The sequence below is a fragment of the Kitasatospora mediocidica KCTC 9733 genome, from assembly GCF_000744225.1.
Classification (GTDB): Bacteria; Actinomycetota; Actinomycetes; order Streptomycetales; family Streptomycetaceae; genus Kitasatospora; species Kitasatospora mediocidica.
Window position 1 is genome coordinate 2,390,617 of record NZ_JQLN01000005.1, and the last position, 15,502, is coordinate 2,406,118.

At 72.3% G+C, this 15,502-nt stretch carries 14 protein-coding genes; 11 read left to right on the forward strand and 3 right to left on the reverse strand.

Features of this window, described 5'->3' with window-relative positions:
- The first annotated feature begins 19 nt into the window (after positions 1 to 19).
- From BS80_RS24725 to BS80_RS24745, 5 genes are all read left to right on the forward strand, one after another.
- Entirely contained in the window at positions 20 to 481 is a 462-nt protein-coding gene (locus tag BS80_RS24725; RefSeq protein ID WP_035800738.1) for an Lrp/AsnC family transcriptional regulator, read from the forward strand.
- A 7-nt stretch (positions 482 to 488) separates the two neighbouring features.
- Positions 489 to 1,451, forward strand: coding sequence for a threonine ammonia-lyase (locus BS80_RS24730; RefSeq protein WP_035800739.1), 963 nt, complete (start codon positions 489 to 491; stop codon positions 1,449 to 1,451).
- Between the two features lie 64 nt (positions 1,452 to 1,515).
- Positions 1,516 to 2,679 carry an aminofutalosine synthase MqnE gene (mqnE, locus tag BS80_RS24735; RefSeq protein WP_035800741.1) on the forward strand — a complete coding sequence of 388 codons (1,164 nt, stop codon included), beginning with the start codon at positions 1,516 to 1,518 and terminating at the stop codon, positions 2,677 to 2,679.
- 74 nt (positions 2,680 to 2,753) lie between these two features.
- Positions 2,754 to 3,740, forward strand: a complete 987-nt coding sequence (locus BS80_RS24740) for a L,D-transpeptidase family protein (protein ID WP_035800743.1) — start codon at positions 2,754 to 2,756, stop codon at positions 3,738 to 3,740.
- Between the two features lie 126 nt (positions 3,741 to 3,866).
- Complete coding sequence (locus BS80_RS24745) at positions 3,867 to 4,811, forward strand: beta-ketoacyl-ACP synthase III (RefSeq protein ID WP_035800744.1); 945 nt, start codon at positions 3,867 to 3,869, stop codon at positions 4,809 to 4,811.
- A 200-nt stretch (positions 4,812 to 5,011) separates the two neighbouring features.
- Here the strand turns inward: BS80_RS24745 and BS80_RS24750 are convergent, their stop codons facing one another.
- Positions 5,012 to 5,659 carry a TetR family transcriptional regulator gene (locus BS80_RS24750; RefSeq protein ID WP_035800746.1) on the reverse strand — a complete coding sequence of 216 codons (648 nt, stop codon included), beginning with the start codon at positions 5,657 to 5,659 and terminating at the stop codon, positions 5,012 to 5,014.
- A 380-nt stretch (positions 5,660 to 6,039) separates the two neighbouring features.
- Here BS80_RS24750 and BS80_RS24755 point away from each other — a divergent pair, with 380 nt between their 5' ends.
- A complete protein-coding gene (locus BS80_RS24755; RefSeq protein WP_035800748.1) occupies positions 6,040 to 8,508 on the forward strand; it encodes a serine/threonine-protein kinase in 2,469 nt (822 codons plus the stop codon).
- A gap of 4 nt (positions 8,509 to 8,512) precedes the next feature.
- On the opposite strand, the gene galE is transcribed toward BS80_RS24755, so the two are convergent.
- A complete protein-coding gene (galE, locus tag BS80_RS24760; RefSeq protein ID WP_035800749.1) occupies positions 8,513 to 9,499 on the reverse strand; it encodes a UDP-glucose 4-epimerase GalE in 987 nt (328 codons plus the stop codon).
- A 308-nt stretch (positions 9,500 to 9,807) separates the two neighbouring features.
- Between galE and BS80_RS24765 the strand changes: the two genes are divergently transcribed.
- Positions 9,808 to 10,878, forward strand: coding sequence for a S1C family serine protease (locus tag BS80_RS24765; RefSeq protein ID WP_035802774.1), 1,071 nt, complete (start codon positions 9,808 to 9,810; stop codon positions 10,876 to 10,878).
- 97 nt (positions 10,879 to 10,975) lie between these two features.
- Here the strand turns inward: BS80_RS24765 and BS80_RS24770 are convergent, their stop codons facing one another.
- Positions 10,976 to 12,202, reverse strand: a complete 1,227-nt coding sequence (locus BS80_RS24770; RefSeq protein ID WP_035800750.1) for a sensor histidine kinase — start codon at positions 12,200 to 12,202, stop codon at positions 10,976 to 10,978.
- A 348-nt stretch (positions 12,203 to 12,550) separates the two neighbouring features.
- On the opposite strand from BS80_RS24770, the gene BS80_RS24775 reads away from it, so the two are divergent.
- From BS80_RS24775 to nuoH, 4 genes are read left to right on the forward strand one after another with little or no spacing between them, the layout of a single operon-like run.
- Positions 12,551 to 12,967 carry an NADH-quinone oxidoreductase subunit A gene (locus BS80_RS24775; RefSeq protein WP_035800752.1) on the forward strand — a complete coding sequence of 139 codons (417 nt, stop codon included), beginning with the start codon at positions 12,551 to 12,553 and terminating at the stop codon, positions 12,965 to 12,967.
- Positions 12,958 to 13,584, forward strand: coding sequence for an NADH-quinone oxidoreductase subunit B (locus tag BS80_RS24780; RefSeq protein ID WP_051967004.1), 627 nt, complete (start codon positions 12,958 to 12,960; stop codon positions 13,582 to 13,584). The genes BS80_RS24775 and BS80_RS24780 overlap by 10 nt, the downstream gene beginning before the upstream one ends.
- Complete coding sequence (locus BS80_RS24785) at positions 13,581 to 14,516, forward strand: NADH-quinone oxidoreductase subunit C (RefSeq protein ID WP_051967005.1); 936 nt, start codon at positions 13,581 to 13,583, stop codon at positions 14,514 to 14,516. Before BS80_RS24780 ends, BS80_RS24785 begins: the two co-directional genes overlap by 4 nt.
- A 2-nt stretch (positions 14,517 to 14,518) precedes the next feature.
- On the forward strand, positions 14,519 to 15,475 hold the full coding sequence (nuoH, locus tag BS80_RS24790) for an NADH-quinone oxidoreductase subunit NuoH (protein WP_035802777.1): 957 nt from the start codon (positions 14,519 to 14,521) through the stop codon (positions 15,473 to 15,475).
- The last annotated feature ends 27 nt before the right edge of the window (positions 15,476 to 15,502 follow it).

The window sequence follows — 15,502 nt, forward strand, 5'->3', positions numbered from 1 at the left end:
GGAAGGACGCGGACGGTTTATGGACACGGTGGACAGGCAGCTCATTCAGGCACTTCGTGAGAACGGACGTGCCTCCTATGCCGAACTGGGCCGTCTGGTGGGCCTGTCGGGCCCGAGCGTCACGGACCGGATCAATCGCCTGGAGCAGGCGGGAGTGATCACCGGCTACCGCGCCACCGTCAATCCGGCCTCGCTCGGATTCGGGGTCACCGCCCTGATCGGTCTTCAACTGACCGACGCCGCCGACCACGAGGACGTCGCGCACCGGCTGAAGGACCTCGGCGAGGTCGAGGACTGCTGGTTCATCGCGGGGGACGACTCGTACATGCTCAAGGTCCGGGTCTCCGATGTCGAGGGCCTGGAATCGGTCGTCAAGCGTCTCTCCGGCACCAAGGGTGTAGCCCGCACCCGTACCACCGTCGTACTGTCCACCAAGTGGGAGAACCGGGTCAGCGAGCTGCCCCTCGACGCGGGAGAGTGAGACCGGCATGGCCTTGGTCAGCCTGGAGGATGTGCGCGCCGCCCAGAAGCGGATAGCCGGGGTCGCGGTCCGTACCCCGCTGATGCCCTGCCCGTGGGCCGACGACGGCAGTCGCCGGCTCTGGCTCAAGCCCGAGAACCTCCAGCCCACCGGGGCGTTCAAGATCCGCGGTGCCTACAACCGGCTGGCCGTGCTCAGCGAGGCCGAGCGGGCTCGCGGCGTGGTCGCCCAGTCCAGCGGGAACCACGCGCAGGCGATCGCGTATGCCGCGCAGCTGCTCGGCATCAAGGCCGTCATCGTGATGCCGGACACCTCGCCCGCCGTCAAGGTGGCGAACACCCGCTCCTTCGGTGCCGAGGTGGTCCTGGTGTCCCCCTCCGAGCGGGACACCACGCCGGTCGAGCTGACGGAGCGCCACGGCTACGTCTGGGTGCCGCCGTACGACGATCCGTACATCATTGCGGGCCAGGGCACGGTCGGCCTGGAGATCGGTGAGGACGCCCCGGACGAGCTGGACACCGTGCTCGTCCCGGTCAGCGGCGGCGGGCTGATCAGCGGCACCGCCGCGGCGATCAAGCTCACCACCCCCGGCGTCCGGGTGATCGGCGTCGAGCCCGAGCTGGCCGCCGACGCGACCGCGAGCTTCCGCGCCGGCACCCGGGTCAGCTGGCCGGTCGCCGACACCTACCGCACCCTCGCGGACGGGCTGCGTACCCCCTCGCTCGGCGAGCTCAACTTCGAGCACCTGCAGGCCTACGTCGACGACATGGTGACGGTCTCCGAGGCGGAGATCCGCGACGCGGTCGCGGTGCTGGCCCGCCGCGGCCGGCTGGTCGCCGAGCCGTCCGGCGCCGTCACCACCGCCGCCTACCTGCACCACGGCGCCGAGCTGGGCGGCCGGGTCTTCGCGGCCGTCGTGAGCGGCGGCAACCTGGAGCCCACGCTGCTGTCGGAGTTGCTGGCCGCTTAGGCGTAGTCTCGGTTCCGGCCGCTTTTCGGCCATCGGATCCAAGGACGAGGAGGCGGGTCGCCGCATGGACGCAGGGCTGAAGCGGGAGCTGGAGGCGAAGGTCTACGCGGGTGAGCGACTGACCCGCGAGGACGGCATCGCCCTGTACGACAGCGACGACCTGGCCTGGCTGGGCGGCCTGGCGCACCACGTGCGGACGGTGAAGAACGGCGACGTCGTCCACTTCAACGTCAACCGCCACCTCAACATGACCAACGTCTGCGCGGCCTCCTGCGCCTACTGCTCGTTCCAGCGCAAGCCGGGCGAGAAGGACGCGTACACCATGCGGATCGAGGAGGCCGTCCGCCTCGCCAAGGCGATGGAGGTGGACTCGCTCACCGAGCTGCACATCGTCAACGGCCTGCACCCCACCCTGCCGTGGCGCTACTACCCGCGCAGCCTGCGCGAGTTGAAGGCGGCGCTGCCGAACGTCTCGCTGAAGGCCTTCACGGCCACCGAGATCCACTGGTTCGAGAAGATCAGCGGCCTGACCGCCTCCGAGATCCTGGACGAGCTGATCGAGGCCGGCCTGGAGTCGCTGACCGGCGGCGGCGCGGAGATCTTCGACTGGGAGGTCCGCCAGCACATCGTCGACCACGACACCCACTGGGAGGACTGGTCGCGGATCCACCGCCTTGCTCACAGCAAGGGCCTCAAGACCCCCGCCACGATGCTCTACGGCCACATCGAGGAGCCCCGCCACCGGGTGGACCACGTGCTGCGGCTGCGCGAGCTCCAGGACGAGACCGGCGGCTTCCAGGTCTTCATCCCGCTGCGCTACCAGCACGACTTCCACGACTCCAAGGACGGCGTGGTCCGCAACAAGCTGATGGCCCGTACGGAGATGGCCACCGGCGCCGAGGCGCTGAAGACCTTCGCGGTCTCCCGGCTGCTCTTCGACAACGTGCCGCACGTCAAGGTCTTCTGGGTGATGCACGGCGTCACCACCTCGCAGCTGGCGCTCAGCCACGGCGCGGACGACATGGACGGCTCGGTCGTCGAGTACAAGATCACGCACGACGCGGACAACTTCGGCACGCCCAACAAGCTCAGCCGCGAGGACCTGCTCGACCTGATCCGGGACGCCGGGTTCCGCCCCGCCGAGCGGAACACCCGCTACGAGGTCATCCGCGAGTACGACGGTCCTGACCTGGGACGTCGTGAGCAGCCGCAGGCGATGCGGCTCTGACGGACCGCCCGGAAACGGGGTCCGGCCGCAGCACGGGTTTCCCAACTGCGGCCGGATTTGGGAGTATCGATCGCATGTCCGGATCCCATCGTGCTTCTGTACAGCGCCGCCGCAGTGCCGGTCCCGCCGCCGTGGACCCGCCCGGCGGCGCGGCCGTACCGGGCCCAAGGCGGCGCGAGCGGCAGGCGCCGCCGGGGCCGCCGCAGGGGCGGGGACGCCGCCGCAAGGCCCGCAAACGCCGCGGGGCGGCCGGTGCGAGCGCGGCGGCGATGCTGGTGGCCGCGGCGGTGGGCTGGTTCACCGTCGGGCCCGGCGGGCTGCTCGTCGCCCACAGCAGGGACAGCGCCCTCTCGGTCCCCGACGCCCCCGCGCCCACGGCGGACAGCGCTCCCGCGCCCGCCCACCCGAGTCCCGCCGGCGACCACACCGAGGCGCCCACCGCGGACCGCTCCGACCGGGCGGACGGCACCTTCGCGTCGATACCCGGCCTCGGCGCCGGCTTCAGCGCCAAGATCCCGGCCACCAGCAACCAGGTGGTGCTGGCCTCCGGCACCGGCAAGGACTCCTCCGACTCCAGCGTGACCCTGTGGAGCCGCACCCCCGACGGCCGCTGGCGCGCCGGCGAGACCTGGGCGGCCCACAACGGCTACGCCGGCTGGACCGCCGACCACTCCAGCGGCGACCTGCGCAGCCCGATCGGGGTCTTCACGCTCAGCGACGCGGGCGGCCTCAAGCCCGATCCCGGCAGTCATCTCCCGTACCACCAGGACCGCGGCTTCGTGGCGCCCGGCACCGGCTTCTCCGGCGAGCCGCTGGCCGGTGCCTTCGACTACGTGGTCGCGATCGACTACAACCGGGTCACCGGCGACTCCCCGCTGGACCCGCGCGAACCTCTGGGTACGGACAAGGGCGGCGGGATCTGGCTGCATGTCGACCACGGTGGGCCGACGCACGCCTGTGTCTCGCTCTCCCAGGACCATATGATCGAGCTGCTGAAGACCCTCGATCCGGCCGCGCACCCCGTCATAGCCATGGGCGACGCCGCTTCGCTGGCGGCTTGACCAGTTGATGACCCGGCCGGACCCGTTGCGGGACAAGGGCTCTTGTCGAGCCCCTACAGCATCCGGGTCGGTATCCTGTCACCGGCCGTGAGCAGCAGACGCACGGGTAACGGGTTGAGTGGCATCATGACCGGTTCCCGCATCGTGGCGCTCGGCCACTACCAGCCGCCCAAGGTCCTCACCAACGACGACCTGGCCCAGGTGGTCGACACGGACGACGAGTGGATCCGCAGCCGAGTGGGCATCCGGCAGCGGCACATCGCGGTGGACGAGACCCTCGTCGACCTCGCCACAGAGGCCGCCCAGAAGGCGCTGGCCGCCAGCGGCCGGCGTGCCGACGAGATCGACCTGGTGGTCGTCGCGACCTGCACCGCCGTCGAGCGCAGCCCCAACACGGCCTGCGCCGTCGCGGCGCGCCTGGGCATTCCCGCGCCCGCGGCCTACGACATCAACACCGTCTGCTCCGGCTTCTCCTACGCGCTGGCCACCGCCGACCACGCGATCCGGGCGGGTGCGGCCAGTCGCGCGCTGGTGATCGGCGCCGAGCGGATGTCCGACACCCTCGACTGGAGCGACCGGACCACCGCCGTGATCTTCGCGGACGGCGCCGGCGCCGCCGTCGTCGAGGCCCAGCCGGACGACGCCGAGCCCGGCATCGGCCCGGTGGTCTGGGGCTCCGAGCCCGAGAAGAACGACGCGGTGACCATCACCGGCTGGAAGCCCGTGATCAGCCAGCAGGGCCAGTCGGTGTTCCGCTGGGCCACCACGCAGATCGCCCCGCTGGCCCGGCGGACCTGCGAGAAGGCCGGGATCGACCCGAGCGAGCTCAAGGGCTTCGTGGCCCATCAGGCCAATCTGCGGATCATCGACGCGATCGCCAACAAGCTCGGCGCGCCGAACGCGGTGATCGCCCGCGACGTGGTCGACTCGGGGAACACCTCGGCGGCCTCCATCCCGCTGGCCCTCAGCAAGCTGGTCGAGCGCGGCGAGCTGACCACCGGCGACCCGGTGCTGCTCTTCGGCTTCGGCGGCGGCCTCGCCTACGCCGGACAGGTCGTCCGCTGCCCCTGACCGGCCCGCTGCCGACCTGCTCCGCACATGACGGTGGGCGGGACCCCTGCACGGGGTCCCGCCCACCGTCATGCCTGCGGCCGACGCGTTGCGGTACGTCGGCGAACCTCCCCCGAGGACACGGCCGCCGCCCGACGTTCCACCGGACAGGAGGCCGGGGCCACGCGCGAGCCACAGGTACTGAAGGGTTGTAGGACGGTCTACCTGGGTGCCTTCTTGCCGGTGACGCCCAGGTACACCAGGGGAGCCAGGGTGGGCTTCAGATCCTTGATCTTGACCCCCCAGGAGGTGAAGGCCTTCTGATGCTCCGCTGCCGAGGCGAGCAGCGAGATCAGGGACCCGGCGACGGCGGCGGCATCCTGCGCCTTGTCGGCCTGGCCCTTGGCCTGAAGGTCCTTGACGGCATCAGCGAGCGGCTTCGCCACCGAGTTGAGGACGGTCATGCGGATCTTGAAGAACCGCTTGTCCCCTTCCGCGGCACCGAGGGTGACCACACGCAGAATGGCGTCGTTCTTGCGCCAGAAGGCAAGGAATCCGTCCACCAGTTCTTCCGAGGTGGTGGTACCGGACTTTCCTGCCCAGGACTTTCCGTCGACGAGCTCTTTGAGCTCGACGCTGTCCTTGGCCATTTCCTCTGCGATCTCAAGGACTGCGCCCTCGACATCTGGGAAGTACTGATAGAAGGTCGCGGGGGAGGTTCCCGCCATACGGGCGACGTCGATGACCTTGACGTCCCGGTACGGCGACGTGCTGAGCATCTCGCGGAGGCAGTCGAGCAGCTTCTGCCGCGTCTCCTGTCCGCGTCGCCCGGCGACGCGACCGTCGACGGTGCGAACTTGTCCTGTCATGCCGTCAGCTTACCGCGCACCGATCATGGCGCGATTCGGTGATGCGACTATTACTCCGCTCGGGGGTGGTAATCGTGGAGACGATAGCGATATTCGAAGCCCCCCCGTGTGCTGATGACGGCACAGAGTGACGGCCAGTGGGCTGAAGGGCGATCGGGTAGCTCTGTGTAGTCCTGCGCATGAATGCGGTGAACTCCGGAAGGTGCGTCAGATCGCACGGTCCGGGCCGGATCCGACGACATGACAGCGGGAACCGGCCACCGGTTCGCGACACGGAGACGGGCCCGGACGGGGGGAGATTGGCTCAGACGCCAGGTGCATTGGAGAATCAACTCCGGGCGCCCGATCGGGTGGCGTGCTGACGGGGAGGTGGCAGCGGAGTGGACCAGCTGACGGCGCAGGATCCGAGACGGATCGGGCCCTTCGAGGTGCTCGGACGCCTCGGCGCCGGTGGGATGGGGCTGGTGTACCTGGCGCGCTCCGCGTCCGGCCGCCGGGTGGCGATCAAGACCGTGCGCGGGGAGCTGGCCGAGGACGAGCTGTTCCGGGTCCGCTTCGCCCGCGAGATCGCGGCGGCCAAGACCGTCGGCGGCTTCTACACGGCGGCGGTGGTCGACGCCGACGCCGACGCCAGGGTGCCCTGGCTGGCCACCGCGTACGTGCCGGCGCCCTCGCTGGAGGAGCTGATCGGCGAATGCGGGCCGCTGCCGGTGGACGCCGTGCGCTGGCTGGTGGCGGGCATCGCCGAGGCGCTGCAGTCGATCCACGCGGTGGGGCTGGTCCACCGTGACCTGAAGCCGTCCAACGTGCTGGTGGTCGAGGACGGTCCGCGGGTGATCGACTTCGGCATCGCCGCCGGGGTTTCCAGCTCCCGGCTGACCATGACCAACGTCGCGGTCGGCACCCCCGCCTACATGTCGCCCGAGCAGGCCAAGGACAGCCGCAGCGTCACCGGCGCGAGCGACGTCTTCTCGCTCGGCTCGCTGCTGGTCTTCTGCGCCACCGGGCATCCGCCGTACCACGGCGGCAACCCGGTCGAGACGGTGTTCAAGCTGCTGCGCGAGCAGCCCGACCTGTCCGGGCTGCCGGTCGAGCTGGCCGACCTGGTGCACGCCTGCATGCGTCCGGCCGCCGAGCACCGGCCGACGCCCGCCCAGATCCAGGCCGAGCTGGCGCCGCACCTGTTCTCCCGCGACGACGCGGGCGAGGAGGTGGGGGAGTGGCTGCCGCCGAACGCGCTGGACCTGATCGAGCGCAAGCGCGGGCGCCGGCAGCCGGCCGCGCCGGCCAAGGTGCCGGCCGTCGTGCAGGCCCCGCCGCCGCCGACCTCGCCGCCGGCCATCCCGTCGCCCGTGCCGGAGCCCTACCTCTCGGCGAACCCGTCGCTCGGTGTGCCCGACGCGCGCTGGGGCGGTTCACCGGCGGCCGGGCAGCGCCGGCCGGAGGCGGTCGACCCGCGGACCGGCGCGCACGGCCCGCTCGCCCGGCCGAACCGGCCGCAGCCCACGGCCGGCGGGGACGAGAGCGAGGCGGCCACGGCCAAGCTCGGCTCGGCCCGGCGCCACCGCGGCGGCCCGGCCGCTGAGGAGATCCAGCTCTCCGGGGCCTCGGTGCGGATAGGGCCCGGCCCGCAGGCGCACGGCGTCGAGCCGGCCCGGCCGCCCGGCCCGGCGCCCGCCGAGACCGACTGGGTCCGCCGCGGCGCCGTCCCGCCGCAGCCCGCGGTGCCCGTCGCGCCGCCGCAGCCGCGCTGGCGGCCCTGGCGGTTCCGGATGTCCAACGACGTCTGGGGCACCCCGCTGGTCGCCGACGGCACGCTCTTCATCTCCAGCTTCGAGGTGCACGCCCTCGACATCGGCTCCGGCCGGCGCCGCTACAAGACCCGGGACGTGGCCTGGGCGGTCGCCGTCGACGCCGGCCGGCTGCACGCCGCCGACGGCCCGCACCTCTACACGGTCGACGTCGCGGACGGCACCGAGCGCTGGCGCACCTCGCTGGACGGCTGGGTCTACTCGCTGGACGCCGCGGACGGGGTGCTCTGCTGCGGCCTGCGCGGCGGCGGCGTCCACGTCCGCTCCAGCGCCAACGGCGCCGAGCTGTGGCGCGCCGACGACGCCCAGCAGGACTACGAGAACCCGCAGTCCGGGCCCGCCCTGGTGGCCGGCGCGGTGCACTACTACGGCGGCGGGCGGCTGCGCTGCGTCGACCCCCGCAGCGGACGGCTGCGCTGGACGTTCCCGGTCGGCGAGGACGTCCCGTCCCGCCCGGTCGCCCGGGGCGGGGTGCTCTACGTGACGGCCGGGACCAGGGTCTACGCCCTGGACGCGGCCACCGGCGCGGAGCACTGGCGCTTCGAGGCACCGGTGGTGCTCTTCACCCCGCCCACCCTGGACGAGTCGGCCACCCCCGCCGTCTACGTCGCCGACTACCTGGGCACCCTGTACGCCCTGGACGGTGCCTCCGGCCGGGTCCGCTGGCAGGGCCGCACCGCGAGCCGCCAGGGCGCCGAGCCGGTGGTGGTGGCGGACGGGGCCGCGCTGATCGCCAGCGGCGAGACGCTGTACGCGTTCGAGACGGCGAGCGGGCGCGAGCTGTGGCGCTACGCGGCACGCGGCGAGGTGGTCGGCGCGCCCGCGGTCGCGGACGGTCTGGTGCACCTCGGCAGCCGTGACCACTCGCTGCACACGGTGGACCTGGCCAGCGGCCGGCTGCGCTGGGAGCTGGGCACCAAGGGCGAGCTGACCGGCTCCCCGGTGGCGGTCGGTGGGCGGGTCTTCGTGAGCAGCAAGGACCGCTGCGTCTACGCGCTGGACGCCCGCTACGGCACGGCGGTGCCGGAGCAGCGGTAGCCGCTCAGAGCCGACGGGCCTCGGGGTGGCGGGCGCACCAGCCCTCCCACGCCGAGGCCACCATCTCGGCCACCCCGTACCGGGCGCTCCAGCCCAGCTCGCGGGCGATCAGCGCGGCCGAGGCGACCACCCGGGCCGGGTCGCCGGGGCGGCGCGGGGCGATCTCGCCGGTCGCGTCGTAGCCGGTGACCCGGCTCACCACGTCCAGCATCTCCTTGACCGAGACGCCCTCGCCGCGGCCGATGTTGAGCACCAGTGAGGTCTCGCCGAGCGGGTCCCCGGCCAGTCGGCGGGTCGCGGCGACGTGCGCCGAGGCCACGTCGTCGACGTGGATGAAGTCGCGCACGCAGGTCCCGTCGGGCGTCGGGTAGTCGGCGCCGAAGATCAGCGGGGCCCGGCCGGCCGTCAGCCGCTCGAAGACCATCGGGACCAGGTTGGAGGTCCCGCCGTCCGCGAGCTCGGGGGCGGCCGCCCCCGCGACGTTGAAGTAGCGCAGCGCGACCGTCGACATCCCGTACGCCCGGCCGGTCGCGGCGACCATCCACTCGCCGGCGAGCTTGCTCTCGCCGTAGGGGTTCATCGGCGCGCAGGGGGTGGACTCGGTGACCAGGTCGACGTCCGGCATGCCGTAGACGGCGGCGGAGGAGGAGAACAGGAAGCGCCGGACGCCGCCCTCGGCGCAGGCCTCCAGCACCGTCTGCAGGCCGGTGAGGTTCTCCCGGTAGTAGTGCAGCGGGCGCTGGACCGACTCGGCGACCTGCTTCTTGCCCGCGAAGTGCAGCACGCCCTCGACCTCGTGCTCGCGGATCGCCCGGTCCACGGCGCCGCGGTCCAGGATCGAGCCCTCGACCAGGGCGACCCCGGCCGGCAGCCGGGTTCGGGCGCCACTGCTCAGGTCGTCCAGGACGGCGACCCGCTGACCGTCGTCGAGCAGCTGCCGCACTACGTGTCCGCCGATGTAGCCGGCGCCGCCCGTGATCAACCAAGTCATGCAGGGATCGTAAGAGCCCGGGACCGACGGGCCGACTTCCGGCTTCGGCGCGCCGTTGAGCAGGAACGGGACATAACGGTGAAATGCTGACAAAAGTCGGCCCGGCGCCCGGCTTTGGCGCGCTCCGGCGCCCCTCGGCCGCAGGAGCCAGGTGCCGTCCCACGCGTTCGGAACCGGAGGCAGCTCAGGTGCACCCCACCAAGGATCACAACCGCCCGTTCCCGGCCGGCCCGCGCCCCACCGGGCCGAAGGCGGACGGCGGCGCGGCCGCCGGGCCGAGCGCTCGTGGGCGTGTCGCCGGCGGACGGTTGGCGCTGACCTGTGCCGCCGCCCTGGCCGCGGCCCTGGTGGTCGGCGGATGCAGCAGCAGCAAGCCGTCGACCTCGTCCTCCTCCACGTCCTCCTCGTCCGGGTCGTCCTCCCCCGGCGCGGCGCCCTCCACGAGCGACCAGCTGCAGAACGACTACCAGCAGGTGATCGGCAACGTGCTGCCGTCGGTGGTGCAGATCACCACGGCCTCCGGGCTGGGTTCGGGCATCGTCTACGACGACAAGGGCGACATCGTCACCAACGCGCACGTGGTCGGCACCGCGACCACCTTCGACGTCACCCTCGCCAACAGCACCACCACGCTGCCCGCCACCCTGGTCGGCAGCTACCCCGACTCCGACCTCGCGGTCGTCAAGCTCAGCAACCCGCCCAGCGGGCTGCGGCCCGCCGTCTTCGCGGACAGCGGCAAGGTGGAGGTCGGGCAGATCACCCTGGCGATGGGCAGCCCGCTCGGCCTCTCCAGCAGCGTGACCGAGGGCATCGTGTCGGCCACCGGCCGGACGGTCTCCGAGCCCAGCGGCGGCGGCTCGCCCGGCGCCACCATCGGCAACATGGTGCAGACCTCGGCGGCGATCAACCCGGGCAACAGCGGCGGCGCGCTGGTCAACCTCTCCAGCCAGGTGATCGGGATCAACACGCTGGCCGCCGTCGACCAGGAGACCAACGGCAGCGCGGCCCCCGGGATCGGCTTCGCGATCCCGAGCGCCACCATCACCAACATCGCCGACCAGCTGATCAAGAGCGGCACCGTCACCAACTCGGGCCGGGCCGCCCTGGGCATCACGGCGCGGACCTACTTCGACAGCAACTTCAAGCCGTCCGGCGCGGTGATCGTCAGCGTCACGGCGGGTGGACCGGCCGCCTCCGCCGGGCTGCAGTCCGGCGACGTGATCACCCAGCTCGGCAGCACCCAGATCACCACGCTGAGCTCGCTGACCACGGCGCTGGCCTCGCTCACCCCCGGCTCCAAGGTGACCGTCACCTACCAGCGCGCCGGCCAGACTAAGACCGCCGACGTCACGCTGGGAACGTTGAGCGCCACCTCCTGACGGCAGGTCCGTCCCCCGTTGCCGACCCGGCGGCGGTGCACCGCGCAAGGGTCGCCGCCGCCGGGTCTGCCACCACCGCCCGCTTGCCCCCCGGGGGTCAGCGGGCGGTTCGCGCGGTGCGGGTGTGCCAGGGCAGTTCGACGGTCACCGTGGTCGGGCCGCCCTCGGGGCTCTCGACCAGGAAGACCCCGTCCACCGCGCGGACCCGCTCGGCGAGGCCGGCCAGCCCGCCGCCGGGCCGGAAACCGCCGTCCGGGGCCACCGCCCCGCCCCGCCCGTCGTCCGTCACCTGGATCATCAGCCGATCGGCGGAGCGCCAGGCGTCCACGGTGGCGCTGCGGGCCGCCGCGTGCTTCGACGTGTTGGTGAGCAGCTCGCTGACCGTGAAGTAGGCGATGCCCTCGACGGCGGAGTCCGGCCGCTCGACCTGGCCGTCCGGGCCGGCGAGGTCCACATGGACCTTCACGCCGCCCGGGACGGTGCAGCGCGCCGCCACGGCGGAGAGCGCCGCGTCCAGCCCGCGGTCCGTCAGCACGGCCGGGTGGATGCCCCGGGCCAGGTCGCGCAGCTCCTGCAGGGCCAGCTTCACCTCGCCGTGCGCGGCCCCGACCATTTTGGCGGCGGCCTGCTGGTCCGCCGTCATCTCGGTCTCCAGCAGCTTCTCCTTGGCCAGGCCCAGGTCCATGGCCAGGGCGACCAGCCGGGCCTGCGCGCCGTCGTGCAGATCGCGCTCGATCCGGCGCAGGTCCGCGGCTGCGGTGTCGACCACCGCGCCGCGGTCGTCCTCCAGCTCGCGCACCCGCTCGGTCAGCGAGTCCGGGCAGAGCAGCAGCTCCACCACCAGCCGGTTGCCGACCCCCAGGTAGCGCGCCACCCACGGGAGCAGCGGCCAGCCGACGATCAGGAAGACCAGCGTCACGGTGAAGCTGATGATGCCCCAGGGCAGCATCAGCAGCGAGAAGAGCGCCGAGCGCCAGCTGAGCCCGTCGGTCAGTGAGGCGATCACCCAGGCGACGACCCCCGGCTTGGCCGGCCGCAGCGGCTCGGGCTCGGCCACCTCGGCGCCCAGCGAGCGCCGGGCGCGGAGCCGGGCCAGCACGCCGAGCCGGCGCCCGCCGGCCAGCCCGGCGGCGGCCAGCGGCAGCCCGATCACCGTCACGGAGAGGGCCGCGCCCACGGACAGGGTGACCACGGTGTAGACGAACGAGGCGATGCCGACCGGCAGGTTCACCAGCAGGTGCCGCACCTCGCGCCACATCTGCGCGCCGTACAGCGGCCTGCGGTCGCCGCGCTGGTCGCGGAGCTGGTCGCGGGGGTCCTTCATCGGCTGCGGTCCGTCCTGGTCGCTGGGGAGGCTGGGGAGGTGGGTGAGGTTGGGAAAATTGGGGAAGCCGGGGCGTTCGGGACGTCCTGCGGCTGGGTACGCAGTACCGGGGTTGCCCGGGGTGACAGCTTGGCCTGCCAGGGGGGTCGTGCGCACGGGGGTTGGGACCCCTTTTCCGAGGGGGGATAACCCCACCTGGGGAGGGGCGCCGATACGACCCGGAACGCGGCGGGTGTCCACCAGGTGTCTTGCAGTCCGGGCACCGTGCCGGAGTGATCCGGCCGGGGACTTAGACTCACGCCGTAGCGAGGTTATGGAAGTGTAAAGACGCGATCTGGAGGCGAAAGCATGGAGGGGCCCTTGGCCGCCGCCCTCGCGGCCGATCCTGCGGTGGGCGGTGGTTACTTCGACGCGTATGCGGCGGTGGGCCTGCTCGCGGTGGTCGGCGTGCTCTTCGTCATGGTGGCCTTCACGGCCAACCGGCTGCTGCGCCCGGCGATCTGGTCGCCGGAGAAGCTGCTGACCTACGAGTGCGGCGTGGACCCGGTCGGTGAGGGCTGGGCGCACACCCAGGTCCGCTACTACGTCTACGCCTTCCTCTATGTGATCTTCGCGGTCGACGCGATCTACCTGTTCCCCTGGGCGACCGTGTTCGCCAGTGCGGGATACGGCATGGGAACCCTGGTGGAGATGTTCATCTTCCTCGGCTTCCTCGCGGTCGGGCTGCTCTACGCCTGGAAGAAGGGCGTTCTGGAATGGACGTGACCCACGCACACGGCTCCGGCGGACCGATCCCGCTCGGCATGCCCGACGCCTCCCAGCCGGGGGCCGGCGCGCTCGCGGAGCGCCGGATCGGACCGCTGGCCCGGCTCGCGCCGGACCCGGTCAAGGTGGTGCTGAACTGGGGCCGCCGTTACAGCCTCTGGTGCTTCAACTTCGGCCTGGCCTGCTGCGCGATCGAGTTCATCGCCGCCTCGATGGCCAAGCACGACTTCATCCGGATGGGAGTGATCCCGTTCGCGCCCGGACCGCGCCAGGCCGATCTGATGATCGTCTCGGGCACGGTGACGGACAAGATGGCCCCGGCCGTCAAGCGGCTCTACGAGCAGATGCCGGAGCCGAAGTACGTCATCTCCTTCGGCGCCTGCTCCAACTCGGGCGGGCCGTACTGGGACTCGTACTCGGTGACCAAGGGCGTCGACCAGATCATCCCGGTCGACGTCTACGTGCCCGGTTGCCCGCCGCGGCCGGAGGCGTTGCTCCAGGGCATCCTCAAGCTCCAGGAGAAGATCGCCGCCGAGTCGCTGCCCGAGCGCTACGCGGGTCCGTCGGCCGGCGCCCTGCGGCGCCCGCTCGTGCCGGGGCCCGGGGGTGCGCAGTGAGCACCGTCGAGCAGACCGCGGCCGCGATCGGTCCCTGGGCCACGGCCGCCGAGGCGTACCAGCTGGTGACGGTCGATGTGCCGGCCGAGCACTGGATCGAGGCGCTGACCGCTGCCCGGGACACCCTCGGCCTGGCCTACTTCGACTGGTTGAGCGCGGTGGACGAGCTCGGCGAGGGCTTCTCGGTCTGCGCGCACCTGGCGGCCGCCGGTGACGGCGGCGCGGTGCGACACCTGCTGCTGCGCACCCGGGTGCCGCGCGAGGGCGCCTCGCTGCCGACGGCCGCGGACGTGTACGCGGGCGCGGGCTGGCACGAGCGGGAGACCCACGAGATGTTCGGGATCGGCTTCGAGGGCCACCCGCACCTGGTGACGCTGCTGCTGCCGGACGGCTTCGAGGGCCACCCGCTGCGCAAGGAGTTCGTGCTGGCGGCGCGGGTGGCCAAGGCCTGGCCGGGCGCCAAGGAGCCGGGCGAGAGCGATCACGGGGACGGCCCGGCGCGGCGCAAGATGCAGCCGCCCGGGGTGCCGGACCCGAACGAGTGGGGCCCGCTGAAGGGCACGCTGCCGCCGGTCGCCGAACGTCCGGCGCGCGGTGCGCGGGCGGCCCGCCCGGGGGCCGCTCCGGCGGCTGCCGCCGAGGGCGCGCCCGCGGTGCGGGCGGACCGGCCGCGGCGGACCCGCAGCATCACCGAGGGGTCGACGAGCCAGGCCGCCGAGGCCGCTCCGGTCGCTCCGGTCGCTCCGGTCGCTCCGGTCGCTCCGGCTTCTCCGGGCTCTCCGGCCGAAACCCCGCCCGCCGCGCCCGCCTCGGACGCTCCCTGGCACTCCCCGGTGCCCGCGCGGGCGGAGCCGGAGCCGAAGGCGGCACCCGAGGACAGCCCCGCAGAGACCCCCCAGGAAACACCGGCCCAGGACGGAGACAGCGCGTGAACCTGCTCGACACGCTGCTGCGCTGCGTCGCCGCCCTGGTCGTCTTCCTCACCTTCCCGCTGATCATCGGTCAGACCGAGCACAAGGTCATGGCCCATATGCAGGGCCGGCTCGGTCCGATGTACGCGGGCGGGTTCCACGGCTGGGCGCAGCTGGTCGCCGACGGCGTGAAGTTCGCGCAGAAGGAGGACATCGTCCCGGCCGGTGCCGACCGGCGGATCTTCCAGCTGGCCCCGGCCGTCTCGCTGCTGCCGTACCTCTTCGTGCTGCTGGTCGTCCCGGTGGGCCCGCACGGGTTCGTCGGGCAGGCGGTCGACGCCGGGATCTTCTTCGTCCTCGCCGTGATGGGCGTCGGCGTGATCGGCAAGCTGATGGCCGGCTGGGCCTCGGCGAACAAGTTCTCGCTGCTCGGCGGTCTGCGGACAGCCGCCCAGCTGATGTCCTACGAGCTGCCGATGGTGCTCGCCGCCGCCTCCGCGGCGATGGCGGCCGGCACGCTCTCGCTGACCGGCATCGTGGAGGCGTTCCACTGGTGGTGGCTGCCGTGGCAGGCGATCGGCGCGTTCGTCTTCTTCACGGCCGGTCTGGCCGAGTTGCAGCGCCCGCCGTTCGACATGCCGGTGGCCGACTCCGAGATCATCTTCGGCGCGTACACCGAGTACACCGGCCTGCGCTTCGCGTTCTTCCTGCTCTCCGAGTACGCGGGCATTCTGGTCGTCTGCGCGCTGACCACGGTGCTCTTCCTCGGTGGGTGGCACGGCCCGCTCCCCGACAGCCTCGGCTGGCTCTGGACCATCCTGAAGACCTTCGCGCTGGCCTTCGTGGTGATCTGGCTGCGGGTCACCTACCCCCGTCTGCGCGAGGACCAGCTGATGCGTTTCGCCTGGACCGTCCTGGTCCCGCTCGCGCTCGTCCAGCTCGCCCTGACCGGCATCATCAAGGTGGCGATCTCCCAGTGAACCTCCCCGGCTCCGGCCTGGCCAAGG

Bases quoted from the DNA above. Each gene is read 5' to 3' on its own strand.
- BS80_RS24775 (WP_035800752.1), top strand. From the start codon at position 12,551: ATGGAGGGGCCCTTGGCCGCCGCCCTCGCGGCCGATCCTGCGGTGGGC.
- galE (WP_035800749.1), bottom strand. From the start codon at position 9,499: ATGACTTGGTTGATCACGGGCGGCGCCGGCTACATCGGCGGACACGTA.
- BS80_RS24725 (WP_035800738.1), top strand. From the start codon at position 20: ATGGACACGGTGGACAGGCAGCTCATTCAGGCACTTCGTGAGAACGGA.
- BS80_RS24745 (WP_035800744.1), top strand. From the start codon at position 3,867: ATGACCGGTTCCCGCATCGTGGCGCTCGGCCACTACCAGCCGCCCAAG.
- BS80_RS24780 (WP_051967004.1), top strand. From the start codon at position 12,958: ATGGACGTGACCCACGCACACGGCTCCGGCGGACCGATCCCGCTCGGC.
- BS80_RS24730 (WP_035800739.1), top strand. From the start codon at position 489: ATGGCCTTGGTCAGCCTGGAGGATGTGCGCGCCGCCCAGAAGCGGATA.
- mqnE (WP_035800741.1), top strand. From the start codon at position 1,516: ATGGACGCAGGGCTGAAGCGGGAGCTGGAGGCGAAGGTCTACGCGGGT.
- BS80_RS24770 (WP_035800750.1), bottom strand. From the start codon at position 12,202: ATGAAGGACCCCCGCGACCAGCTCCGCGACCAGCGCGGCGACCGCAGG.
- BS80_RS24750 (WP_035800746.1), bottom strand. From the start codon at position 5,659: ATGACAGGACAAGTTCGCACCGTCGACGGTCGCGTCGCCGGGCGACGC.
- BS80_RS24740 (WP_035800743.1), top strand. From the start codon at position 2,754: ATGTCCGGATCCCATCGTGCTTCTGTACAGCGCCGCCGCAGTGCCGGT.